General features: G+C 65.5%; 24 protein-coding genes. 16 read left to right on the top strand and 8 right to left on the bottom strand.

The window, feature by feature from the left end; all coding sequences use genetic code 11:
- The first annotated feature begins 64 nt into the window (after positions 1–64).
- The 6 genes from PQB87_RS31265 (at position 65) to PQB87_RS31240 (ending at position 7,393) form a co-directional block, all read left to right on the top strand.
- A complete protein-coding gene (locus tag PQB87_RS31265; protein ID WP_489243231.1) occupies positions 65–1,342 on the top strand; it encodes an epoxide hydrolase family protein in 1,278 nt (425 codons plus the stop codon).
- 411 nt (positions 1,343–1,753) lie between these two features.
- The gene (gene fabI, locus PQB87_RS31260; RefSeq protein ID WP_489243230.1) at positions 1,754–2,563 is read left to right on the top strand and encodes an enoyl-ACP reductase FabI; all 810 of its coding nucleotides are present in this window, start codon (positions 1,754–1,756) and stop codon (positions 2,561–2,563) included.
- Positions 2,564–2,624: 61 nt separating this feature from the next.
- The gene (locus PQB87_RS31255; RefSeq protein ID WP_489243229.1) at positions 2,625–4,973 is read left to right on the top strand and encodes a DUF3141 domain-containing protein; all 2,349 of its coding nucleotides are present in this window, start codon (positions 2,625–2,627) and stop codon (positions 4,971–4,973) included.
- Between the two features lie 19 nt (positions 4,974–4,992).
- Positions 4,993–5,931 (top strand): phosphate acetyltransferase, encoded by a 939-nt coding sequence (locus PQB87_RS31250; protein ID WP_489243228.1) that lies wholly within the window; start codon positions 4,993–4,995, stop codon positions 5,929–5,931.
- Positions 5,932–5,935: 4 nt separating this feature from the next.
- Positions 5,936–7,114: an acetate/propionate family kinase gene (locus PQB87_RS31245; protein ID WP_060064825.1), complete on the top strand. Its 1,179-nt coding sequence runs from the start codon at positions 5,936–5,938 to the stop codon at positions 7,112–7,114.
- Between the two features lie 24 nt (positions 7,115–7,138).
- Positions 7,139–7,393, top strand: a complete 255-nt coding sequence (locus PQB87_RS31240; RefSeq protein ID WP_059687563.1) for a hypothetical protein — start codon at positions 7,139–7,141, stop codon at positions 7,391–7,393.
- A gap of 120 nt (positions 7,394–7,513) precedes the next feature.
- On the opposite strand, the gene PQB87_RS31235 is transcribed toward PQB87_RS31240, so the two are convergent.
- Complete coding sequence (locus PQB87_RS31235) at positions 7,514–7,918, bottom strand: hypothetical protein (protein ID WP_153490059.1); 405 nt, start codon at positions 7,916–7,918, stop codon at positions 7,514–7,516.
- A gap of 341 nt (positions 7,919–8,259) precedes the next feature.
- On the opposite strand from PQB87_RS31235, the gene PQB87_RS31230 reads away from it, so the two are divergent.
- Together PQB87_RS31230 and PQB87_RS31225 are read left to right on the top strand one after the other, a co-directional pair.
- The gene (locus PQB87_RS31230) at positions 8,260–9,303 is read left to right on the top strand and encodes an alpha/beta fold hydrolase (RefSeq protein ID WP_059488935.1); all 1,044 of its coding nucleotides are present in this window, start codon (positions 8,260–8,262) and stop codon (positions 9,301–9,303) included.
- Positions 9,303–9,848, top strand: a complete 546-nt coding sequence (locus PQB87_RS31225; RefSeq protein ID WP_153490058.1) for a cytochrome P460 family protein — start codon at positions 9,303–9,305, stop codon at positions 9,846–9,848. The genes PQB87_RS31230 and PQB87_RS31225 overlap by 1 nt, the downstream gene beginning before the upstream one ends.
- Before the next feature lie 249 nt (positions 9,849–10,097).
- On the opposite strand, the gene PQB87_RS31220 is transcribed toward PQB87_RS31225, so the two are convergent.
- Positions 10,098–11,441, bottom strand: a complete 1,344-nt coding sequence (locus PQB87_RS31220) for a virulence factor (protein ID WP_489243227.1) — start codon at positions 11,439–11,441, stop codon at positions 10,098–10,100.
- A gap of 134 nt (positions 11,442–11,575) precedes the next feature.
- Positions 11,576–13,747, bottom strand: a complete 2,172-nt coding sequence (locus tag PQB87_RS31215) for a T6SS effector phospholipase Tle3 domain-containing protein (protein ID WP_489244312.1) — start codon at positions 13,745–13,747, stop codon at positions 11,576–11,578.
- A gap of 706 nt (positions 13,748–14,453) precedes the next feature.
- Here PQB87_RS31215 and PQB87_RS31210 point away from each other — a divergent pair.
- A complete protein-coding gene (locus PQB87_RS31210) occupies positions 14,454–14,780 on the top strand; it encodes a DUF4148 domain-containing protein (RefSeq protein WP_059488939.1) in 327 nt (108 codons plus the stop codon).
- Positions 14,781–14,863: 83 nt separating this feature from the next.
- Positions 14,864–15,655 carry an alpha/beta fold hydrolase gene (locus PQB87_RS31205; protein WP_153490056.1) on the top strand — a complete coding sequence of 264 codons (792 nt, stop codon included), beginning with the start codon at positions 14,864–14,866 and terminating at the stop codon, positions 15,653–15,655.
- A gap of 58 nt (positions 15,656–15,713) precedes the next feature.
- On the opposite strand, the gene PQB87_RS31200 is transcribed toward PQB87_RS31205, so the two are convergent.
- Genes PQB87_RS31200 through PQB87_RS31190 form a run of 3 tightly spaced genes read right to left on the bottom strand, consistent with a single transcriptional unit; the run spans position 15,714 to position 17,648 of the window.
- On the bottom strand, positions 15,714–16,322 hold the full coding sequence (locus PQB87_RS31200) for a disulfide bond formation protein B (RefSeq protein ID WP_111938999.1): 609 nt from the start codon (positions 16,320–16,322) through the stop codon (positions 15,714–15,716).
- Between the two features lie 12 nt (positions 16,323–16,334).
- On the bottom strand, positions 16,335–16,511 hold the full coding sequence (locus PQB87_RS31195) for a DUF5993 family protein (protein WP_321880032.1): 177 nt from the start codon (positions 16,509–16,511) through the stop codon (positions 16,335–16,337).
- A 12-nt stretch (positions 16,512–16,523) separates the two neighbouring features.
- Complete coding sequence (locus PQB87_RS31190; protein ID WP_146252452.1) at positions 16,524–17,648, bottom strand: TDT family transporter; 1,125 nt, start codon at positions 17,646–17,648, stop codon at positions 16,524–16,526.
- Between the two features lie 106 nt (positions 17,649–17,754).
- Between PQB87_RS31190 and PQB87_RS31185 the strand changes: the two genes are divergently transcribed.
- The gene (locus PQB87_RS31185) at positions 17,755–18,648 is read left to right on the top strand and encodes a LysR family transcriptional regulator (RefSeq protein WP_153490051.1); all 894 of its coding nucleotides are present in this window, start codon (positions 17,755–17,757) and stop codon (positions 18,646–18,648) included.
- Positions 18,649–18,739: 91 nt separating this feature from the next.
- On the opposite strand, the gene PQB87_RS31180 is transcribed toward PQB87_RS31185, so the two are convergent.
- Both PQB87_RS31180 and PQB87_RS31175 read right to left on the bottom strand, forming a co-directional pair.
- On the bottom strand, positions 18,740–18,991 hold the full coding sequence (locus PQB87_RS31180) for a DUF4148 domain-containing protein (protein ID WP_063806884.1): 252 nt from the start codon (positions 18,989–18,991) through the stop codon (positions 18,740–18,742).
- Positions 18,992–19,162: 171 nt separating this feature from the next.
- A complete protein-coding gene (locus tag PQB87_RS31175) occupies positions 19,163–19,483 on the bottom strand; it encodes a hypothetical protein (protein ID WP_489243226.1) in 321 nt (106 codons plus the stop codon).
- Between the two features lie 217 nt (positions 19,484–19,700).
- Between PQB87_RS31175 and PQB87_RS31170 the strand changes: the two genes are divergently transcribed.
- The 5 genes from PQB87_RS31170 (at position 19,701) to PQB87_RS31150 (ending at position 24,414) form a co-directional block, all read left to right on the top strand.
- On the top strand, positions 19,701–20,171 hold the full coding sequence (locus PQB87_RS31170; RefSeq protein WP_021156736.1) for a rhodanese-like domain-containing protein: 471 nt from the start codon (positions 19,701–19,703) through the stop codon (positions 20,169–20,171).
- 28 nt (positions 20,172–20,199) lie between these two features.
- Positions 20,200–21,138: a serine O-acetyltransferase EpsC gene (gene epsC, locus PQB87_RS31165; protein WP_489243225.1), complete on the top strand. Its 939-nt coding sequence runs from the start codon at positions 20,200–20,202 to the stop codon at positions 21,136–21,138.
- Between the two features lie 8 nt (positions 21,139–21,146).
- Positions 21,147–21,368, top strand: coding sequence for a helix-turn-helix domain-containing protein (locus PQB87_RS31160; RefSeq protein ID WP_021156738.1), 222 nt, complete (start codon positions 21,147–21,149; stop codon positions 21,366–21,368).
- A gap of 138 nt (positions 21,369–21,506) precedes the next feature.
- A complete protein-coding gene (locus tag PQB87_RS31155; RefSeq protein WP_021156739.1) occupies positions 21,507–22,439 on the top strand; it encodes a family 2A encapsulin nanocompartment shell protein in 933 nt (310 codons plus the stop codon).
- Positions 22,414–24,414 (top strand): family 2A encapsulin nanocompartment cargo protein cysteine desulfurase, encoded by a 2,001-nt coding sequence (locus PQB87_RS31150; protein WP_489243224.1) that lies wholly within the window; start codon positions 22,414–22,416, stop codon positions 24,412–24,414. Before PQB87_RS31155 ends, PQB87_RS31150 begins: the two co-directional genes overlap by 26 nt.
- Positions 24,415–24,517: the final 103 nt, after the last annotated feature.

The following is a 24,517-nucleotide window of genomic DNA, read 5'->3' as shown; positions in this document are numbered from 1 at the left end:
AGCGAAGGCGCGGCCCCGCGCGCGGCATGTTCACTTTCCACTTCACGAAAGGAGATGCCGAACGATGTCTTCCACACCGTTTTCCCCGATGCGTCGCCACCTGCTTGCCACGTCCGTGGCCGCAGGGGTCTCCGCGATGCTGCCCACGGCGCTGCATGCCGCGACCGGCGCGAGCGGCATACGCCCGTTCACCGCGCACATTCCCGACGACGCCGTCGCCGACCTGCGCCGCCGCATCGCGGCAACACGCTGGCCGGGCCGCGAGACCGTCGCCGACGAATCGCAGGGTGTGCGGCTGGCGCGCATGCAGGCGCTGCTGCGCTACTGGGGCACCGATTACGACTGGCGCAAGGGCGAGGCGCGCCTGAACGGTTTCCCGATGTTCATCACGGAAATCGACGGGCTCGACATTCATTTCATCCACGTGCGCTCGCGGCACGAGAACGCGATGCCGATGATCATGACGCACGGCTGGCCGGGTTCGATCTTCGAGCTGCTGAAGGCGATCGGCCCGCTGACCGACCCGACCGCGCACGGCGCGAGCGCCGACGATGCGTTCCATGTCGTCGTGCCGTCGCTGCCGGGTTTCGGCTTCTCGGGCCGGCCGACGCAGACCGGCTGGGGTTCCGACCACATCGCGCGCGCGTGGGGCGAGCTGATGGCGCGGCTCGGTTATACGCGCTTCGTGTCGCAGGGCGGCGACTGCGGCTCGGTGATCTCGCACCGGATGGCGATGCAGCGCGTGCAGGGCCTGGCCGGGATTCACGTGAACATGCCGGCGACGGTGCCGCCGGATATCGCGACGCTGCTCGCGACCGATGCACCCGCGCCGGCATCGCTGTCGCCGAAGGAGAAGGCCGCGTACGAGAAGCTCGCGACGTTCTATCGCGACAACTGCGGTTACTCGGCGATGATGGTTACGCGCCCGCAGACGGTCGGTTATGCACTCGCCGATTCGCCGTCTGGGCAGGCCGCATGGATGGTCGACAAGATTTCGCAGTGGACTTATAGCGGCGGCGTGCCCGAGCGTTCGATTCCGCGCGACGAGATTCTCGACGACATCTCGCTGTACTGGCTGACGAACACCGCGACGTCCGCCGCGCAGATCTACTGGGAGGATCACTCGAACAACTTCAACGCGGTGGATATCGCGTTGCCGGCCGCGATTACGGTGTTTCCGGGCGAGATCTACCAGGCGCCGCGCAGCTGGGCCGAGCGCAGCTATCACAACCTGATCTACTTCAACGAAGTCGACAAGGGCGGGCATTTCGCGGCATGGGAGGAACCGGAGTTGTTCGCGCGTGAAGTGCGCGCCGGGTTCCGGCCGTTGCGGCGCGTGTAAGCGAGGGAGGACGGGCGAACGCGGGCCGGCGCGGATGCGGCCGGCGTTTGCTTCCGTCGTGCACGTTCCCGAATTCACCGTAGCGTCGTTATTGCTGCCGGCGTTACCTGTCAAAGCGGCCGTTTTACAGCAGAAACAGCACGGCGCTTCCGTTCACGATTGAATGACATATCGATGAATTCAACCCTTTCTGGAAGAAACATTCCATCGTAATTATTTGATTAAAAAGCGATTTTGATAAAAATCAAGATATCTCGCGTGAATTGACTGATGTATTGAAACCCTCAATACAATGATCCGCGACTGCACCTGAGTGCGGGCGGATCATCCTGTTTATTGGCACGCGGCAAAAAGCCGAATCGGCTTTTTCACGGTTTCGCCCGGTGAAAAAATACGACCCGAGGTTTCGCGATGACGAATAACGACGTGCGCGAGTCACGCATGGCTTGCGATGGCATGCGCCCGCTTGAAGGTCGAAGAGGCATCGTCGTCGGCCTGGCGAACGAGCAGAGCATCGCGTGGGGATGTGCGCGCGCATTTCATGCGGCGGGTGCCGAGCTGGCGGTGACCTGGCAATCCGACCGGGCGTTGCCGTACATCGAGCCGCTGCTGGACCAGCTGAAGCCGGCGATTGCGATGCCGCTCGACGTGAGCCGGGCCGACCAGATGCACGAGGTGTTCGACACGATCGGCGAACAGTGGGGCGGCCTCGAGTTTCTGTTGCATGCCGTTGCCTATGCACCCAGGGCCGATCTGCACGGGCGGGTCGTCGACAGTTCGCCGGAAGGGTTCGCACTCGCGATGGATACCTCCTGCCACTCGTTCATCAGGATGGCGAAACTGGCCGAGCCGTTGATGACGTCCGGTGGAAGCCTGATGGCGATGACCTATATCGGTGCCGACCAGGTCATCGCGGAGTACGGCGTGATGGGTCCGGTCAAGGCGGCGCTGGAGGCCACCGTCCGATACCTCGCTGTCGAGCTGGGGCCGGCCGGCATTCGCGTGCATGCGGTGTCGCCCGGCGCACTGGCCACGCGGGCGGCATCCGGGCTGCCGAACTTCGATCACCTGCTTGACGACACCGCCCGGCGTGCGCCATTGCGCCGTCCGTTCGACATCGACGACGTCGGTGCGCTGTGCACCTTTCTCGCCAGCGATGCCGCACGCGCGATGACCGGCGGTATTCACTACATCGACGCGGGGATGCACGTGCTCGGCTGACGCGAGGCAGCCGCTCCCGGAATGCGTCGAGATTCACCTTGCCCCTCTGGAGAACAGTGTTATGGATGCTGCCACGCAACTGGCGCGCAGTCATGAGATCGCCACGGAGATTGTCCACGTCCTGCAAAAGCGCACGCAGCACGCGCTGGAACAGTACGGGAAACGGTTGGGCGAAGCGTTCGACGGCGGCGACGGCCCCGGCCGGGAGCCGGGCGCCGACCCGTTTGCCATGCCATTCTCGCCGCTGGGCGCGTGGCATTACGCGGTCGACGCCGCACAGCGCGCGCTGCTGTTCTGGGACACGCTGCGCGAGCGCGGCACGCAATATGTCGAGCGCATGGCCGAGGGGCTCAAGCCGGTGCTGCATTTCGACTACGACGTCGTGCTCGACGGCCGGCAGTTCGCACGGCCCGTCAATTACGCGCTCGTTCACATCCAGCCGCCGGATGGCGTGATCGTCGACGCCGGCAAGCGGCCCTACCTGATCATCGATCCGCGCGCGGGGCACGGCCCCGGTATCGGCGGCTTCAAGGACGATTCGCAAGTCGGCGTGGCGTTGCGCGCGGGGCATCCCGTGTATTTCGTCGTGTTCTTCCAGGAGCCCGAGCCCGGCCAGACGTTGCTCGACGTGTGTGCCGCGGAACAGGCGTTCGTGCGGAAAGTGCGGGAGCTGCATCCGGACAGCCTCAAGCCGGCCATCGTCGGCAATTGCCAGGGCGGCTGGGCCGCGATGATGCTCGCGAGTTCGTCGGCGGACGATACGGGCCCGATCGTCATCAACGGCGCCCCGATGTCGTACTGGAGCGGCGCGTGGAGCGAGGGGCCCGGCGACAATCCGATGCGCTATGCCGGCGGCATACTCGGCGGCACGTGGCTCGCGTCGTTTGCGTCGGACCTGGGCAACGGCAAGTTCGACGGCGCCTATCTCGTGCAGAACTTCGAGAACCTGAACCCGGCGAACACGTTGTGGGACAAGTATTACCACGTGTACGACCACATCGACACCGAGCCGCCGCGCTTCCTCGAGTTCGAGCGCTGGTGGGGCGGCTACTACCTGATGAACCGCGACGAGATCGAATGGATCACGCGCAACCTGTTCATCGGCAACAGGCTCTGGTCCGGCGAAGTGAAAGACGGATCGGGCAAGGCGTTCGACCTGCGCGAGATCCGCTCGCCGATCATCCTGTTCGCGTCGATGGGCGACAACATCACGCCGCCGCAGCAGGCGTTCAACTGGGTCGCGGACATCTACGGCAGCACGGAGGAGATCAAGGCGCGCGGGCAGGTCATCATCGGGTTGGTGGAAGAGGACGTGGGGCATCTCGGCATCTTCGTGTCCGGCAAGGTCGCGAAGAAGGAGCACGCGCAGATCGTCAGCGTGCTGGATGCCGTCGAAACGCTGCCGCCCGGCCTCTATGCGATGTCGATCGAGGAAGTGAAGGGCGCCGACGGGAAGGTCACGTATGACGTCACCTTCGCCGAGCACCGTCTGGAAGAGATCGCGCAATACTTCAACCGCTTCGGGCGCAAGGACGAACATGCGTTCGAGGCCGTCGCCGCGCTGTCCGAATTCACGCAGCGCGCGTATGAACTGTTCATGCAGCCTTACGTGCAGCAGGCATCGAACGAGACCACGGCGCACCTGTTGCGCGACTTTCATCCGCTGCGCTTCCAGCGCTGGGCGTTTTCGGACCTGAATCCCTGGCTTCGCTGGCTGAAGCCCGCCGCCGACACGGTCAGGGCCCACCGGCAGCCGGCCGACGATATCGAGCCTTGGCGCAAGCTCGAACGGCGTAGCTCGGATATCGTCAGCGCGTCGCTCGACTGTTTCCGCGCGATGCGCGATGCAAGCATCGAGTCGCTGTTCTTCACGCTGTACACCCAGCCGGCCATGCTTCATTTCGGGGAGCAGTATCGCGACCGTCACGCGGCTGCGCCGACGCCGACGGACCCCCACGACCTGCCGTTCGTGAAGGCGGCGCTCGCGTCGATCGACCGTGGCGGCTACACCGAAGCGGTTGCGCGCGCGGCGTTCCTGCTCGAGCGCAACGGCGAACCGTTTCCTCTGGCGCAGCTTGCGACCGAGCGCGAGCTCGCCGAAACGTACGCCGAATATCTGCCGAACCTGCCGCCCGACCAGTGGCGGCGCATCTATGGCGAGCAGGAGATCATCGCGACTTACGCGCCCCAACAGGCCGTCGCCACGCTGCCGGTGCTGCTTGCCCGGCCGGAGGACCGCCAGCGGCTGCTGACGCTGCTCGACAAGCTGCTGGGCGATGCGCGCGTGCAAAGCGCGTCGGTGAGCGAGCAACAGTGGGCGGCGCTGCAACGCATTCGCGCGGTACTGGGCGCGCCGCCTGCCACGCTACCGGCCAGGGGGCCGCTGGCGACACTCGAACGCGTGCAGTGACGGACAGCGAGGAACCGCAATGGAAACCCGACACGAGAAATATCGCCGCCTCATCGAACACTGCCAGGCGCTCGCGCCGATGCCGACGGCCGTCGCGCATCCGTGCGATCGAAGCTCGCTCGAGGGCGCGCTGGAGGCGGCGCGCAAGGGGCTGATCGAGCCGATCCTGGTCGGCCCGCGTGCGCGTATCGAAGCGACCGCCGCGGAGTTGCAGCTGCCGATCGGCGATCACGAGATCGTCGATGCGCCGTACAGCGAGGCGTCGGCAGCGGCGGCGGTGCGGCTCGTACGCGACGGCCGCGCGTCCGCGCTGATGAAGGGCAGCCTTCACACCGACGAACTCATGGCCGAAGTGGTGCGGCACGATTCCGAGTTGCGCACGGGCCGGCGCATCAGCCATTGCTTCGTGATGGACGTGCCCGCGCACGCCGATCCGCTGATCGTGACCGACGCGGCGATCAATATCGCGCCGACGCTCGAGGAAAAGGTCGACATCCTGCAGAACGCGATCGATCTCGCGCATGCGCTGGATTTCCCGCAGGTTCGTGTGGCGATCCTCTCGGCCATGGAGACGGTCAACCCGAAAGTGACGTCGACGCTCGAAGCCGCCGCGCTGTGCAAGATGGTGGATCGGCGGCAGATTACCGGCGCGCTCGTCGACGGCCCGCTGGCGCTCGACAACGCGATCGATCCCGAAGCCGCGCGCATCAAGCAGATCGATTCGCCGGTGGCCGGGCACGCGAACGTGCTGATGGTGCCGAACCTCGAAGCGGGCAACATGCTTGCCAAGAGCCTGTCGTTCCTGGCCGGCGCGGATGCGGCGGGCATCGTGCTCGGCGCGCGCGTGCCGGTCATCCTGACGAGTCGTGCCGATTCGTTGATCACCCGGCTGGCTTCCTGTGCGGTCGCGATGCTCGTCGCGAACGTGCAGCGCGAAGCGGCCCGGCGCGCGGGATGACGCCATGGCAGACGTGATTCTGGTGTTGAATGCCGGCTCGTCGAGCATCAAGTTTTCCGCATTCGACGTGCACGGCGACACGCTCGGCCTGATCGTGCATGGCCAGGTCGAAGGCCTGTACACGGCCACGGCGCACTTCAGCGCCGTCGACCGCCACGCGGAGCGTCACGAACGGCAATGGGCCGGCGGCGATACGTTCGGCCATCAGGAAGGGCTCGAGCAGATCGCCGCGTTCCTGGGCGCGCATCAGGAAGGGCACCGTCTCGCGGCGGTGGGCCATCGCGTCGTGCACGGCGGACAACGCTTCAGCGGCCCGGTGCGCGTCACGCCCGAGATCGTGGCCGAGCTGGAAAAACTTACCCCGCTCGCGCCGTTGCATCAGCCGCACAACCTGACGCCGATTCGTATCCTCGAAACGATGCAGCCCGGCGTCGAGCAGGTGGCCTGCTTCGACACGGCGTTCCACTGCACGCAGCCCGCGGTGACCCAGGCGTTCGCGCTGCCCGCGTCGATCACCAGCCGGGGCGTGCGCCGTTACGGTTTCCACGGGCTCTCGTACGAGTACATCGCGAGCGTGCTGCCCGACGTCGCGCCGGCGGCGGCGCGCGGGCGCACGGTCGTCGCCCACCTCGGCAACGGCGCGAGCATGTGCGCGCTCGTGGCAGGCAAGAGCGTCGCGAGCACGATGGGGTTCACGGCGCTCGACGGGCTGCCGATGGGCACGCGTTGCGGCAACCTCGATCCGGGCGTCGTGATCTTCCTGATGGAAGCACTCGGGATGGACGTGCGCGCCGTCGAGGACCTGCTCTATCGGCGTTCCGGGTTGCTCGGCGTGTCCGGCCTGTCGAGCGACATGCGCACCCTGCTCGCGAGCGACGACCCGCACGCGCGCTTCGCCATCGAGCTGTACGTCTACCGCATCGCGCGCGAACTCGGTTCGCTTGCGGCCGCGATGGAGGGAATCGATGCCGTCGTGTTCACAGCGGGGATCGGCGAGCACGCGGCGGCGATTCGTGAAGGGGTGTTGCGCCGTGCGGCGTGGCTCGGCGTCGAGATCGATGTCGACGCGAACGGCACGGGCGGCCCGCTGATCACGACGGCATCGAGCCGCGTATCGGCGTGGGTGATCCCGACCGACGAAGAACTGATGATCGCGCGCCATACGCACCGGCTGATCCGGTGACGGGCGAACGAGCAAGGAATCCTCATGGCTGAACTACTGCTGGTCAATGTCGAAGAACACGCGCGCGACGACGAGGTCGGCGCGTTCCTGGCGCGGCATGGATTCCCGCAGTTCGATGCGATCGAGCGCGTGCCGGCCGGGATCGGCAACCCCATCGCGCTGCTCCGGTTCAACACGCTGTCGTCGGTCGCGCTTTACACGCTGCGCGCCCGGATCGACCACATCTCGTGGCGGGGCCGCTCGATTCGCGCGCATATCCTGCCGGACCGGAAGGACTGAACGGCTGCGCGCAGCGGCGTGGTTCGAGCGGTGAATGCGGGCCGGCCGGCATGCGGCCGGTGTTCATCGGCGGAGTGGGGCGGTGTCATGCCGCCGCGATGCCTCGGGGCGGCGTCGCCGTCAGATGATCCGGCACGTGCCGTGTACGTCCCTCAGCCACGTGAAAAGCGTCATCGCGGCATAGACACAAGGCAGCACGATCAAAAATCGACGCCACGTGACCTTGAAACGCGGAAGCCGCCGGACGACCGCGGCGAGCGCGATGCAGGCAACCAGCCCGACCGGCAAGATGTTCCAGTTGTCCCGGAAGGCGGCAAAAACGAAAGCCGCCGCGAAAAACACGACCCAGACCACGGCACCGCCAAGGGTGTCGCAGTAGGCGGTGGCGTATCCGGAGAACCACGCGAGCAGGAGCGCCGCAAGCCCGAACGCGGTCAGGATGGTCGCGAGCCAGAGCGGCGGCCCGTTCGTGCCCGCCTGTCGCACGGGAGCGTCTTGTTGGTTGGCATCGGTCAATTCGGTCACCTGCAATCGGGCGGGTTGTCACGGCAAGCGGCGTAGTATCGCCGCGTTTCGGCGCCGAAGCGAGAGTCGGTGCGTGGCCACGCCATCGCCGGGGCAGGCCGGCGCGTGGCACATGGCCCCCTGCGAACCCGCATTTCCCGCCCGATTTTTGAATCGTCGTGTGTCGTGTTCGTCGACAGATACGTTGGGATACAAAGCCTCGCCAGGGCTCGGGTATAAAACCGGTGAAGCGATTCACACGGCGGCGCGATGCCATGCGCCGCTGCCGGGAATGCAGATTCCCGAGTGCCCGCACGTGCCGCGGGCCACCTTCCTTAGCGATCGACACTGGAGAACGAGTCATGCCCGAAACCGTGAACACCCGCCGCCGCCTGATCCTGGGTACGACGCTGGCGAGCCTCAGCCTCGCCGACCTCGGCTTCAGCGCCCTGGCGCACGCGCAGTCGGCGCCCGATGCAGCGCCTGCGAAGCGCGCGGCCGGTGCCGCGTCGCTGGGCACGATCCACCAGATCGACGCGGGCGTGCTCAACGTCGGGTATGCGGACCTCGGGCCGAAGAACGGCCCGGTCGTGTTCCTGCTGCACGGCTGGCCGTACGACATCTACAGCTACGCGGAAGTCGCGCCGCTGCTCGTCGCGGCCGGCTATCGCGTGATCGTGCCTTACCTGCGCGGCTACGGGTCGACGACGTTCCGCTCGGCCGATACGGTGCGCAACGGCCAGCAGGCCGTGACGGCCGTCGACATCGTTGCGCTGATGGATGCGCTGAAGATCGACCGCGCGGTGTTCGGCGGCTACGACTGGGGCGCGCGCACGGCCGACATCATCGCGGCGCTGTGGCCGCAGCGCGTGAAGGCGCTGGTGTCGGTGAGCGGCTACCTGATCGGCAGCCAGGAGGCGAACCGCAAGCCGCTGCCGCCGCAGGCCGAATTCCAGTGGTGGTATCAGTTCTACTTCACGACCGAGCGCGGCGCGCTGGGCTACGCGGCGAACCGCGATGCGTTCAACAAGCTGATCTGGCAGCTCGCATCGCCGAAATGGCAGTTCTCCGACGAAACCTACGCGCGCACGGCCGCGTCGTTCCAGAACCCCGATCACGTGGCCGTCGTGATCCACAACTATCGCTGGCGTCTCGGGCTCGCGAAGGGCGAGGCGCAATACGACGACCTCGAGCGGCGCCTTGCGGCCGGCCCTGCGATTACGGTGCCGACGATCACGATGGAAGGCGATGCGAACGGCGCGCCGCATCCGGAACCGGCCGCGTACGCGAAGAAGTTCACCGGCAAGTACCAGCACCGCACGATCACCGGCGGCATCGGCCACAACCTGCCGCAGGAAGCGCCGCAGGCGTTCGCGGATGCGATCCTGCAAGTGGAGCACCTGTGATGCGGGCGCGCATGGGTGGCGTGCGTCGCGGCGTGTGGCGCGGGTTCGTCGCGGGCGTGCTGCTGGCCGGCGCGTGGTCGGCGAGCGGCCCGGCCGCGTTCGCGGAGCAGCCGAAGCCGGCTGCCGCCGCCGCGTCGCCGATTTACGGCGTGACGATCCCGCCCGGCTACCGGAAGTGGGAAATGGTCGCCCCGGCCGAAGAAGCCGCGCCGCTCGACGAACTGCGTGTCGTGCTCGGCAATCCCGTCGCGATCCGCGCGCTCGAACAGGCGACACTGCCGTTTCCGGACGGCACGATCCTGGTGAAGCTCGCGTACAAGCGCAAGCAGTCCGACGAGTTCGCGCCGGCGACGGTGCCCGGACAGGCGACGACCGTGCAGGTGATGGTGAAGGACTCGCGCCGCTATGCGTCGACGGGCGGCTGGGGTTTCGGGCGGTTCATCAACGGCGTGCCGGCCGATATCGGCCAGCATCAGACGTGCTTTGCGTGCCATCAGGCGCGGGTGAAGAACCACGACTACGTGTTCACGCGGCTGGCGCCGTGACGGGGGCGTGAGCAAGGTGAAGCCGGGGAACGCGTGCGCCGGGAGGCACGCGGCTCATTGCCGTCCCGCCACCCGTGGCGAATGGTGTGCGACTGCTCGCCCCATAACCCCGCTCGTGCCGGCTCTGGATTCGACCCGGCCGCCGTAGGCGCGTCGCCTGCGTGGTCGGTTCCCGTATTGCGTCCATTCCCGTGAATGACTCGGCGACGCGATCCTGGTCGCACGGATCGCGCCTCCGAGCCAACTGCGTCACCACGAATAGCCCTGCATTCCGTAATTGGTATCGTGTCGGCGTCCCCACCACGGCAGGTACGCATTGTTCCCGCCACGCGCGCGGAACCAGTCCTTGTCCGGATCGATCGGCGTGAGCGTCGACGGTGGCCTGACGACGACCGCGACGGGATGCTCCGGGTCGGTCGTGCCGGCAACCAATGCATTACCGCCGAAATGATTGATCCGGCCGATCGCCAGCGCAACGTCGGTCAAGGCGCTGCCGGTTCCCATGTCACCGAGCAGGGCGGCGGTGTTGAAGGTCTGTTGCGGGTGATCGTATTCCGGGAGCGTTTCCGTCAGTGTCTGCGCGAGTGCGACGAGACGTGACGACGAGGCGTCACTGCCTTTCCCGGCGTCGTGGACGACGTACTTGAGATCCGGGACCGCGACGCCGGCATTGCGCGCTGCCTGGTCGATGGTCGCTTTCCACGCCTGCACGGCTCGTGTCGTGCCGACCTTCGGCGCGAACGCTTGCGTGTTGCCGGTGGCGGCCTTGCCGATCCAGGCGAGCGGTTCGCGCTGCGTGTCGAAGTTCGGGCCGGCGAGAAACAGCACGACGAGGTTCTCGTTGATCTGCGCGTCGAGCGGCGGGAAATTCGGCGCGTCCCAGTTCACCACCCACACGGTCTTGTCGGGGTTGTCCTGCAGGTAGTCCAACGCCTTGTTCAGCGACGCGAAGCCGGCGTTCGCGCCGCCTTGCGTGATTTGCACATCGGGCAGCGTGTCGCGGCTCCACATCGTCGGGAAATACCGATTGCCGATCGAAAACGTCTTTCGAATCGAGTTTTGCAAATAGCTCTGCGATTCGTCCGCCTCGAGTCGATCCGGAATCGCAAGCTCGACGCGAATGCCTGCCAATTCGCGCCAATCCTTTTTGTTGGCGGGCTGTACCGTGTAGAAGTATTTGGGATTGGAGGCATAGCGCGAATGAAGCAGCAGAGGGAACCTCTTCATGTACTTGTGGTAGAAGCCCTTGAACGTCTCCGCGCCTTCGTTGCCGTATGCGATACCCGCTACCGATTGCAGCGTAGTAAAGGACTTCGGTTCGGTGCGAACCATATCGTCGTTCTTGTTGGGTGCGGCGAGCCCCTGCGTCCACAACAATTGCCATTCGGTCGGGTAGTCCCTCCGTTGCAACGGATTCATCCAGATCAGGCCGACAACCTGCGCGACGAACGGCTTCGCCGACGCTTCATCTTCAAGCGCTGTATTCCCTGCTTGCTCCTGGGCAGGCGCGGCTTGTGCAGGACGCGTCATGGCCGTGATAAACAGAAACACCATGAGCGCAGCCAGGGCGGGCACGACAACGAATCGTTTCATCCAATCTCCTATTTCCAGATGGGCCGGATCGGGTTGTTCGACGTGTGTCATCAACGAGGCCATGAGTACGGCGGCGACGGGCCATACCGAAACGGCGACGGCGACACGTCGCGGCCATGTAGCGATCAGTGCCTTCAAAACGCACCCCCGACCTTCAGATAAAACGCCCCTTCACGTTCATCTACAATCGCGTCGGGCATATTTCCTTCACCGTTTTCAAGATGTATCCATTCATGCATCGGTAAATCGTCAAGTTCACCGAGCAAGAAATAGTCGAAGTACTTCTCTCTCGGATCGCCGTCGGGCGGGCTTTCCCACATCCGCCAATCCGCCTCGATGCGCAAGGATCTGATTTGCTGCTCCGTTAGATAGCACCGGCCTACAGCCACATCGTAAGCAAGCGCCTTTTCTGCGTGATCGGGGTTGGTCATCGTCGTAGAGTGGTTGGTCGGGTTATTGGTGGCCCCGCGATCGAGCCAATCGACAATTTGCTGGTCGCGCCATTCCTTGTAGCCGTCGGGCAGCTCGCTTTTGCCGTCCTCGCCGATCACGTGGCCGTCGCCATCGAGCCATTCGGTGTTCAGCGTGCGACGTGCTTCCATCCGCATCAACGCACGATCCTCGTAACGCTGCCCGGCTTCGGTTGTTGCCGTACCTTGGGCGACGCTATCCGGATGCTTCGCCTCGTACTGGTCGTAGGGATCGTCGGCCCGCTTGTCTGCATCGGCCTTGCTCGCGTCACGCCAGGCGGCCGGAGGATCGTTGCCTTCGTTGAAGTCGCTGACCGCGTCGCCGTCTTTCGTTTCGACCGGGTTGCCGAATCGCAATGCCTTGGGCGGGAAGGTTTCGTCAAGGGCCGGGGCGTCCGCCACGACCGTCCAGCCCGCCGGCGGGTCGGCGTTCACTCGGAGCATGTTCAATGCCGAGCTGATCCCGGTCGCGACGAACATGAACGGCGCAGTGGCAAGCGTGGCTGCCATTCCCCAAACACTTTCATTCCCTTTGAGCGCGCCGACGAGATTGAATTTCGCGGGTGGCGATGGCGGATACCAGAATCCTGACGTCTTCCCTTTCTGGACATGACGCCAGTCGTCTTCCCAATATCGATAGGGTTGCTGCACGCCGACGTTAAAGCCGGATGCGAAAACACGCTGCGTCAGGATGCCGGACGCGCCGATATCGTCGAGTTCGTGCTTGCCGATGCCGCGCCAGCCGATGCCTTGAACAGTCACCGCCGAAATCACCTGATCGTGCGGGCAGCAATACGCCGTGACGCGACCATACGTCGATTGATTCAGGCCGTGCCGATCGCGGTCGTGTCGCGCGGCATATGACCTGTTGCTCGTCGGCGACACCCGCTCGTTCGCCATGTCTTCATCGATCTTGCCTGCCGGCGGCTCATGTTCCTTGCGAGCGCCCACGATCGACAGGAATTTGCCGAATGTCCTCGTGCGCGCGGCATAGGTCTGCCGCCCGCGCCGGCCGTCGGCGTCCTTCGTCGCGCGCTGCGACCATGTATCCATGAACGTGTCGGAGCTATTCGGACCGTCCGCGCGCGCGAAACTGTACGGGGCATTCGCCAGCACGTAGGCGTCCGCCACGCAATGGCCCTTGCGCCCCCACGGATCCTCGACGTCGGGAAATGCGTCGCCGAAGAACGCCGCCGTCAGTCCGACAATGTTGCCCTGGCTGTGGCAGACGACCGTAATGGGTACATCGGCCTGCATTCGGCGGATCGATTCGATCAGCCTGGCCAGTCGCAAGGCCGCGAGCACGCCATAGGATCGGGGCGGCGAGCGATATAGCGGCCGGTTGGTCGGGTTGATGCCTTGCACGGTGATCCATGCGGCTGCGCGGTCGTCGAGGCCGCCGTGCCAAAGATCGGGCAGGCTCGAACAGCCATTCGTGAACGGGCCGCCGCCCCAGTAGTCCTGCTCGTTCAGAAAGATCTTGTCGCCGTATTCCTTCAGTTCCGCCGCGGTCGCCCGATAGCCCCATCGAAAATGAATCACGGGTGAAAACGACGGATCGGGCTTGATGTAGTTACCGGACCAGAGTTGTGGATTGATGAACCCGTCGGGCGTCACACTTTCCGTGTACTTCGCGGGCGTCAGTTGGCCGGCGTCGATGCCGCGATACTTCAATTGATCGTCAAGGCGCCCGAGCCGGCGATTCAGGCCCTTGCACAGCCCTTCCTCCGATGCTTCGAACCATTCACCCTCGGAGTTCACCCCATGCACGAAGATCACGATACCGGGCAAGGGCATCTGCTTGACACAGATGAGCCGCGTGTCTTTTGCGAACATCGTCACACCCTTGACGCGGCCCACGACGATGGGTGGCGGTGCCGGTCGCGATGCGGCTGCGACCGGCGTACCGGCTGTTGCCGCCGGTTCGGCGGGGCGCACCGCATCCAGTCGTGGGTCGAGAAATGAATTGGTCATCCAAACTCCTGAGCAGGCATTCAAAGCTCGACCGCTATCGGGAATTTTGCGAAACGAACCGATAAGTGTCCGAAGTAATCGGGAAAGGACGAGCGGCGTCGAGCATAACGAAATGACGCGTTTGCGAAATGCTGATGCGGAGAAAATGCGCTCAGGGGCGATGGCGACGAACGGAAATTGTCAGAATGTGTTTCCGGGCAGGAGTCAGGCGTGTTGCTTCGTCACCGGAAAAGCTCGGCAGAAGCGAGCGGTTTTTCAATCCGTTGAGACGGTCAGGTCCGTCATCCGCCGATGCCGCCGGGTGACGCGCTTGTACGCGGCGTCGCGTCCTGATCGACCAGTGATCGAGTCGCTATCGTCCGTACCTGCATGGCGAATTCGACGAGTTTGTATCGCACTGTATCTAGCGCTGCTCCGGAAACATCGGATTGCACTGAAACCCTGCTTCAGAAACATGCCGGATACGTGGGCGGGTTCTACTGTCGACATGCAGGAAACGTTCGATACCAGACGATCTGGATCGGATGCCGAATGATCGACCGACCTACTTCCTTCAAGGAGAACCCTCATGAAAGCCGCTCGCATCCTCGCCGTTGCCGTCCTCGCCGCCGTCCCCGCCCTGTCGTTTGCCGATACCGGGCACGGCCTCACGCGTGCCGACGTGCGCGCCGAACTCGTCCGCCTGGAACAGGCCGGCTACAACCCGGCGCGTAGCGAACCGCATTACCCGGAAGACGTCGCCGCCGCGCTGCAGGTCGCGCGTTCCGACCAGAACGGCCCGTCGAAGTCGCAAGGCGACAACGTGGCCGACGCATCGACGCGTGCCGGCCATCGCGACGCGGCGCAAGCGCATTCCGCGCACAACGCATACGACGACCTGTACGCGCATTCGTGATCCGGTGCCGCGCCTGCCTCGCGCGCAGGCGCAGCCGCTACCGCGGCACGTTCAAACAACACAACAGAGCAAGGAGCAAGACGATGGCCGGTTTGATGAAACGCGTTCTGGTGTCCGCCGCCGTGATCGGCGGACTGTTCGGTGCGGTCGCGGCGCAGGCTGCGCAGAAGGACGACCTGAAGGGCACGAACGTCGTGCTCGTGCACGGCGCATTCGCCGACGGTTCGAGCTGGAACCGCGTGATTCCGCTGCTCGAGGCGCGCGGGCTGCACGTGGTGTCGGTGCAGAATCCGCTGAGCTCGCTCGCCGACGATGCAGCCGCGACGAAGCGCGCGATCGACGAGCAGAAGGGGCCGGTCGTGCTGGTCGGCCATTCGTGGGCCGGCGTCGTGATCAGCGACGCGGGCAACAACGACAAGGTGAAGTCGCTCGTGTACGTCGCCGCGTTCGCACCCGACAACGGCCAGTCGATCGCGGACGTCACGCAGGGGCTGCCGGCACCCGCATGGGCCGGCGAACTGCGCAAGGACGCGGGCGGCTTCGCCACGTTGTCGGACAAGGCGATCGCGCAGGATTTCGCGCCGGACCTGCCGCCCGCGCAGCAGCGCATCGTCGCGGCGACCCAGGGGCCGTGGTACGGCGGGTGCATATCGGAGAAGGTCACGCAGGCCGCGTGGCATGTGAAGCCGTCGACGTTCGTCGTCGCGACGCAGGACCGGATGATCGATCCGAAGCTGCAGGAAACGATGGCGAAGCGGATCGGCGCGACGGTCGCGCGGGTGAACGGCAGCCACGTGTCGATGCTGAGCCAGCCGAAGGCCGTGGCCGACGCGATCATCGCGGCGGCCGAACGCGCGAAGCAGGATGCGCAGTGAGTGAGCGCGGTGCCGCCGACGTGCGGCGATGCCGCCCGCGCCGCCGCGGCACCGATTGTCATTGACTGCAGCCCGTCGAACCAGGAGCGGCGAGGGTTTCCGGATCGCCGCAGTACAGCAGGTGATAGTGCTGCGGATCGCTGTAGAGCGCGTGGAAACCCGTTTCGACAAACACGGATACCAGGTTCCCGATCACCAGCGCCGCGAACAGCCAGACCGCGAGCCTGACGAACGGCGACCGCTCTTCTTCGCCGGGCCGCGCCGTGCCGACCTGGATCGCCTGCAGGCGTGTCCGGAAGGCGAGCATCAGCACGCAATAGATGATGCTCGCGGTCAGTACGAGATAGGACGCGGTGTACATGTGCATGCCCAGAATCGCACCGCCATACGGCGGGGTGCCGGGCAACACGTGCAGGAACATCTGCATCAATCCGATCAGGCTGCCGACCAGCGCGCCGACAGCGCTCAACGCATAGTTGGCGGGAGAGGGATCGCGGTTCCACACGTTCAACATCAGTCCTGCACCCAGCAGCATGAAGGCGACCCGCTGGAGATTGCAGAGCGAGCACGGCAGTTCGCCGTGCGCCAGCTGGAAATAGAACGCGACGAGAAGCACCGCATTGACGCCGTACAGCGCCAACGAATCGATCAGGCGATTGGCTTTCATATTTTTGACCTCTTACCAGGAGCCGTAGGTGGCGAATTGCGGAATGTGATGCGACCCGTGATGGATGGCCCAGGCTGCAACCAGCAGCGCGGTCAGCCACCAGGTCGCACCGGCCGCCCTGTTGCGCCCGAACAAGGACAGCAGGAGCGCCACGGTGGCGGACAGAAATGGAATGAATCCGATGAACATGATCTACCTCGATTAATTTGAAACAGCCGCCAGGCAAGGTGCATGGAACAGGCCGCCCTGCAGGATTCCCCGGCAGGTCCGCACGATCACGATCGCCCACAATCCGCCGAGCAACATCGCGAGCACCGTGCCGAACACGGCGAATCCGCCAAAACCCGTCGCGTGGTACAGGCTCAGCGACGCGGCGGTGTACACCCCCAGCGGAAACGTGAAACCCCACCAGCCGAGATTGAACGGCAGTCCTTCGCGGCAATAGCGGATCGTGAAGAGCACCGCGCAGGCGAGCCACCAGAGACCGGCGCTCCAGAGAAGCAGTGCGCCGGCCATGCCGAGGTCCCGCGCCAGCAGTGCCACGCTGGCCAACGGTGTCCCGGCGAACGCAGCGGGCGCGGCCTGACCGAGCGTCAGCAGACCGAGCGCGCCGGTACCGATCGGGCCGAGGGTCAGCCAGCTCGACGCGCCGAGGTCGCGGTGCGGCAACTTGTGGATGACGAGCCGGAAGAACACGATCGTCAGGATTGCGAATGCGAGCGGTACCGAGATCGCCCACAGCACGTATCCCGCGCCGATCAGCAGGCGAGCCTGCGTGCCGACGAAATGCGGCGCGAGCGTGGCCGCGCTCGACGCCGCCACTTCCGGGGCGACGATCGGCAGCAGCAGGACCGCGGTCACGCGCTCGAACGCATGTCCCTGCTCGGTGAACATCATGAACGGCACGCCGATCGCGACGACGACCGACAGCACCGCATCGAAGCACCACAACGTGTACGCGAGCGCATTGGCCTCGGCATGCCCGCCCGCGAACAGCACGATGCCGTTGATGATCGGCACGAGGCCCATCGGCACCGCGCCGAGAAACATCGACTGGACCGGATGATGCAGCAGCGGCCGGATCGTTTCGGGAAACAGGGTCGCCCGGGCGATCAACATCGCCGAAAACGCGAGATACAGCACGATGTCGATGACCCACAACGCCGACGCCAGCGCATGCTGCCCGGCGAAATGCACCGGCAGGGCGCCGAGCACCAGCGACACGATGCCGTTACCCATCGTCACCGCAAACCAGTTCGGCGTGAATTGCCTGATGCGTTCAGACAGGCCGCGCGGCGCGTGCGCCGTCAAATTCATCTTGGTCATGGAATTCTCCCGTGTCGAGGAACTGCATGACGGGATTCTAGGGAGCGGCTTTGTATAATAAAAATACATCGTTTCGATACTTCCTATATCAACGCTATATATGTCGATGAATTTCACCCACCTGGCCGCGTTCTACGCGGTCGTCGAAACCGGCAGCGTCACGGCGGCATCGGAACGGCTGCACGTCAGTCAGCCCGCGCTTACACGGGAGATTCGGGAGCTCGAGGAGCGGCTGGGCGCGACCTTGTTCGACCGCATGCCGCGCGGCATGCGGCCCACCGAAGCGGGCAGGCTGCTTGCCGAATACGCCGCGCAAATCTTTTCGCTGGCCGAGGTGGCCGAGGCGGCCGTCGGCGAGTTCGCCGGCCTGGCGAGAGGTCAACTGGGCATCGGTTCGAGCCGGACGATCGGCGTCTATCTGCTACCGGCCGTGTTGAATGAATTCCGCACGCGCTATCCGGGCATCACGGTCGATCTCCGGATTTCGAACAGCGAGGACATCGAGAACGCCGTCCTCGCAAGCGAATGCCAGATCGGCATGATCGAAGGGCCTTTCGACAACGCGGCATTCGATGCCGCTGTCATCGGCCGGGACGCGCTGATCGCGGTCACCGCGCCGACGCACCCGCTGGCGCGCAAACGTCAATTGACCGCCGATGCAATCGGACAAGCCGAGTTGGTCATGCGCGAACCCGGTTCGGGGACGCGAACGGTCGTCGAACAGGCCTATGCGCAACGGGGTTTGACGCTGACGCCGAAGCTGTCGGTCGGCAGCGCCGAAGCGATCAAGCAACTGCTGCGGCTCGGCAATGCGGTCGCCTGGGTGTCGCGAAGCACCGTGATCGAAGAACTCTCGTCCGGCGTGCTGGTGCAACTGTCCGTCAAGGATCTCAAGATCGAGCGCAATCTCTCCATGATCTGGCGAAAGGGCGGGAGTTTGAGTCCGAGCGCGCGCGCGTTTCGCGAACTCGCGACCGACTCGTTCAAGCGCGCACGTTGACCGTTCATCGCAGCGCCGGAGCCGAGCCCGGTCGCTACGCACGTAGCATCCCGGCCCGAAGTATTCTGGCGCGCGGCATTCGCGCTCCCTGTCAACGGCCGGCGTGGACCGTATCGCGCTGCTGCGCGGCGGCCTGTGCCGCGACCCTCGCTTCGGCTGCCTGGATGTCGTCCGGATAGTGCGGATCGTCGCCTGCCGCGGGCCGGTAGCCGGCCTGCTCGAGGCGCACGAGGTCGGCAATGACTTCGGCGCGGGTCAAGGGTGTTGAAGTCGTTTGCGCGAAGCTCACGGTGGCATTGGTCAGCGCGGCAGCAGCCAGTGCGAAAGCGATGATCGATTTCATGTTCTTCTCCTGAAAGCGTAAGGAATGGTCGCCCACACATGCGGGCGACGCGTTCGCAGGCAGCGCGATCATCGCGAACGAACACCGGAAGAGAGTCGGAAGTTCGAATCGGTATCCTTAATAAAATAAGGCGATGAGCGAACCGTACCGAATCCGTTGCGGGTACGGAGATCAAACCGTGGACGCGTTGATCGCTTCGCCTGTCTGAAACCCCGTCAATCGCATCGACGGGGCAATGTCGATATCTTGAGCGAACGTTTTGTAGATGAAAAATATATCGTTTCTATAAATTCGATGCTTTTCTGATATGCGAATGCCGACGCGAGCCATGTGCTCCACGCGCTTCATGCGTTCGGCTTCCATCACGACGCGCCTTCCGGCGGGTCGACATGCTTCCACCTGTTCCAGCCTTTCGCGCCGGGGTATCGGCACCCGGCGCGCGTCGTCGTACCCGGCGTCCCTTCCAGACTTCTTCCGCAAGCGTGCTTCCATCCCGGTCCGTCGTGCGACGAATTGCACCAATCCGCCCGATAGCGCACAACGGCGATAGCAATTCATGCAACGCTGATTAGGAAATGAATTTTTATTGGTTCTGCGTCCCGGCACGCGCTCGCATAGTTGCGCTGACGGCTATAGACAGCACGCAAGCTGCAACGGCCGCATTCCCGGTGTTTTTGTTCATACGAATCCGCGAAAACAAGGAAGTGTCATGACGGTTGAACTGGAAGAACGAACTGCCGCGCAGCAGGCGCTCGAAGACGCGCGCGCGGCCGCTGCGGCGGCCGGCACGCCCTATGCGGGCGGTGTCGCGCCGGAAGTCGCGTGGGCGCTGTTCTCGTCCGGCGACGCGCTGCTGGTGGATGTGCGCACCGCCGAGGAACGGAAATTCGTCGGCCACGTGCCGGAGTCGCTGCACGTGCCGTGGGCGACCGGCACGAGCCTGACGCGCAACCCGCGCTTCGTGCGCGAACTGGAAGCGAAGACGGGCAAGGCGGCCGTCGTGCTGCTGTTGTGCCGTAGCGGCAACCGCTCGGCGCAGGCGGCCGAGGCCGCGACGAAGGGCGGCTTCACACAGGTATTCAACGTGCTCGAAGGGTTCGAGGGCGACCTCGACGAGCGGCAGCATCGCGGCGGCAGCAACGGCTGGCGCTTTCGCGGCCTGCCGTGGGCACAGGACTGATTCACGGCCGAGACAGGGAGAACGCAGCATGGCCGCATTCGACATCGACGACATCGTTCAATCGCTGCAGACCGTACGCCGTGCATGGCGCGAGAAGCAGCGGCGCTCGCTCGAACCGGGCGGGCGCGACCTGCCGGCGCGCGAAGCGCTCGCGCAGATCATCGGCGCGCTGAAGGGCGTGCTGTTCCCGATGCGGCTCGGGCCGCCCGAGCTGCGCCAGGAGAGCGAGAACTTCCACGTGGCCCATGCGCTCGACGCGGCGCTGAACGCGCTGCTCGCGCAGGTGAAGCTGGAATTGCGCTACGCGGCGCGGCAGCGCAATGCCGACGGGCCGGTCGATCATGTCGACGAAGTCGCGTCGACGGCCGTGCAGGCGTTCGCCGCGCGCCTGCCCGAGATCCGCCGGCTGCTCGACAGCGACGTGCTGGCCGCGTTCCACGGCGATCCGGCGGCCGGCAGCGTCGACGAGGTGCTGCTGTGCTATCCGGGCATCCTCGCGATGATCCACCACCGGCTCGCGCACGAGCTGTACGGGCTCGGCCTGCCGCTGCTCGCGCGGATCATCGCCGAACAGGCGCATGCGGAGACCGGCATCGACATTCATCCGGGCGCGCGCATCGGCGCGGGCTTCTTCATCGACCACGGCACCGGCGTCGTGATCGGCGAGACGGCGATCATCGGCGAGCGCGTGCGCGTGTACCAGGCCGTCACGCTCGGGGCGAAACGCTTTCCGCGCGACGCGGCCGGCCATCTCGAGAAAGGGCTCGCACGGCATCCGATCGTCGAGGACGACGTGGTGATCTACGCGGGCGCCACGATCCTCGGCCGCGTGACGATCGGGCGCGGCGCGGTGATCGGCGGCAACGTGTGGCTCACGCAGGACGTGCCGGCCGGCGAGAACGTCACGCAGGCGGTGCTGCGCAGCGAAACGAACGCCACGCCGCGCGCGGCGGCGCGTGTCGCCTAGGAGGCGCGATGAGCGACCTCATCCATCACTTCGGCGCCAACGTGCGCAGGCTGCGCGAAGCGCGCACGTGGTCGCAGGAACAGCTGGCCGAGCATGCGGGGCTGAACCGTTCGTATGTCGGCGAGATCGAGCGCGGCGAGGCGATCGCGTCGATCGTCACGGCCGACAAGATCGCGCGCGCGTTCGACGTATCGATCTCGACGCTGCTGCCGGGCACGTTCGTCACCTGAGGCCGCCTCGTCACCTTTCCCTTTCGGTCGCACGCGACATGACGGCTATAGCATGTTGAGCCGGCAGGTGCGTGCTTCCGATAATCACCCAGCGTCATAAGCAATCCCGTTTTTCATCTTAAGAACCCGGAGCCACACATGTCGACCGTTGCAAGCGGCACGGCTGCGCTGAGCGATCACGCCGCCCGCCAACTAGCGAACGCTACCAAGACCGTCCCCCAGCTTTCCACGATCACGCCGCGCTGGCTGACCCATCTGCTGCAATGGGTGCCGGTCGAGGCCGGCATCTATCGCCTGAACCAGGTGAAGAACCCGGAAGCCGTGCGTGCCGCGTGCACGCAGCTCGAGGACGAAAGCGTGCTGCCGCAGACCTTCGTGCCGTATGAAGAACAGCCGCGCGAGTATTTCCTGAACGCGGTGAGCACCGTGCTCGACGTGCATACGCGGATCTCCGATCTTTACAGCAGTCCTCATGACCAGATCAAGGAACAGCTGCGCCTGACGATCGAGACGATCAAGGAGCTGCAGGAAAGCCAGCTGATCAACAACCCCGACTACGGGCTGCTCGCGAACGTGACCGACGACCAGCGGATCTTCCCGCTGACGGGCGCGCCGACGCCGGACGACCTCGACGAGCTGCTGACCAAGGTGTGGAAGGAGCCCGCGTTCTTCCTCACGCACCCGCTCGCGATCGCCGCGTTCGGCCGCGAATGCACGCGGCGCGGCGTGCCGCCGCCGACGGTCAGCCTGTTCGGCTCGCAGTTCCTCACGTGGCGCGGCATTCCGCTGATCCCGTCGGACAAGGTGCCGGTCGCGGACGGCAAGACCAAGATCCTGCTGCTGCGCGTCGGCGACAAGCGCCAGGGCGTGGTCGGCCTCTATCAGCCGGGTGTCGCCGGCGAGCAGGGCCCGGGCCTGTCGGTGCGCTTCATGGGGATCAACAACCAGGCGATCGCGTCGTACCTGATCTCGCTGTATTGCTCGCTCGCGGTCCATTCGCCGGATGCGCTGGCTGTCCTCGATGACGTCGAAATCGCCAAGTTCCATGACTATCCCGACACCTACCGTTAATCCCGGCCTGGCCGGCGGCGACGCGCACGCGCTGCCGCACGCGCCGTTGCCGGCCGGCTTGCCCGATCCCGCGACGCTTGCGCGGCTCGCGTCCGAGTTCTTCTCGACGCCGCCCGGGCAGGCCACCGCGCCCGGGTTGTCGGCGGGCAGCGGTGCGGTCGGCGGCGTGCCGTCGGCCTTGCCGGCCGCCGCACCGATCCTTGCGTCGGTGAGCAACCCGGTTCCGGGCGGCTCGCCGCTCGCGGGGCCGGGCGGCGCGGGCACCGGCGTGCCCGGTCTCGCGCCCCCGCAAGGGAAAGTGCCCGGCGCGAACCTCGCGCCGTCCGCACCGACCCACGTGCTGTCGCTCGGCAACCGCGCACCGGCGCTCGCGCCGCATGCGGCCGCGCAGAACGGGCTGCCCGACAACGCCGTGTCGATCGCGCCCGCGCTCGAACCGCGCGTCGGCGGCGCGGCGCTCGGTGTGCCTCAAGTGAATGCGCCGGCGCCGGACGGTGCGGCGAAGGCATCGCCGTACTACTTCACCGACGGTTCGCTGCAGGGCTGGCAGGCGACGCCGCAGGACATCGTCGTGCCGTCGAACGGCCTCGCGTCGCCGGAAGCGTTCGGGCTGCCGGGCGACGACGCGCTGCGCGAACTGCTCGCCGTGCATCGCGACGTGCCGGCGTCGCGCGCATCGGGCGGCGACGTGCCGCGTTATTTCATCGACGATACGCACGCAGCCGAGCCGCAAGGCCAGCTGTATCGCGGTGCGCATCCGCCGTTCGACGTCAATGCGATCCGCCGCGATTTCCCGATCCTGCAGGAGCGCGTGAACGGCAAGCAGCTCGTCTGGTTCGACAATGCGGCGACGACGCACAAGCCGCAGGCCGTGATCGACCGCCTCGCATACTTCTACGCACACGAGAACTCGAACATCCACCGCGCGGCACATGCGTTGGCCGGCCGCGCGACGGATGCTTACGAGCATGCGCGGGAAACCGTGCAGCGCTTCATCGGCGCCTCGTCGCCGGACGAGATCGTGTTCGTGCGCGGCACGACCGAGGCGATCAACCTGATCGCGAAGTCGTGGGGCGTGCAGAACGTCGGCGAAGGCGACGAGATCATCGTGTCGAACCTCGAGCATCACGCGAACATCGTGCCGTGGCAGCAGCTTGCCGCGCTCAAGGGTGCGAAGCTGCGCGTGATTCCGGTCGACGATTCGGGGCAGGTGCTGCTCGACGAATACCGGAAGCTGCTCAACGACCGCACGAAGATCGTGTCCGTCACGCAGGTGTCGAACGCGCTGGGGACGGTCGTGCCGGTGAAGGAGATCGTCGATCTTGCGCATCGGGCGGGCGCGAAGGCGCTCGTCGACGGCGCACAGTCGATCTCGCACATGCGCGTGGACGTGCAGGCGCTCGATGCGGATTTCTTCGTGTTCTCCGGGCACAAGATCTACGGGCCGACCGGGATCGGTGTCGTGTACGGCAAACGCGCGATCCTCGACGACATGCCGCCCTGGCAGGGCGGCGGCAACATGATCGCGGACGTGACGTTCGAGCGCACGGTGTTCCAGCCGCCGCCGAACCGGTTCGAGGCCGGCACCGGCAACATCGCGGATGCGGTGGGGCTGGGTGCCGCGCTCGACTACGTGAGCCGGGTCGGCATCGAGAACATCGCGCGCTACGAGCACGACCTGCTCGCGTATGCGACGAGCGTGCTCGCGCCGGTGCCGGGCGTGCGCCTCGTCGGCACCGCGCGCGACAAGGCGAGCGTGCTGTCGTTCGTGCTGAAGGGCTACGAGACCGAGGAAGTCGGGCAGGCGCTAAACGAAGAGGGCATCGCGGTGCGCTCGGGGCATCACTGCGCGCAGCCGATCCTGCGGCGGTTCGGGCTCGAGGCAACGGTGCGGCCGTCGCTCGCGTTCTACAACACGTGCGACGAAGTCGACGCGCTGGTGAGCGTCGTGAGAAGGCTGGCGACGCGACGCTGACGCATGCCGTCTGCGAGGAGCCCGCTTGCGGCGCCCGGCAACGGGCTGTCGCAAGCGGGCTCATTTGCGTGGCGATGCGGGCATGGCGCGCCGCTCGGCGTTC

The organism is Burkholderia sp. KL41, from assembly GCF_057005415.2.
Note: the sequence above shows the minus strand (reverse complement) of the source record. Positions and strands in the feature narration are given on the sequence as shown.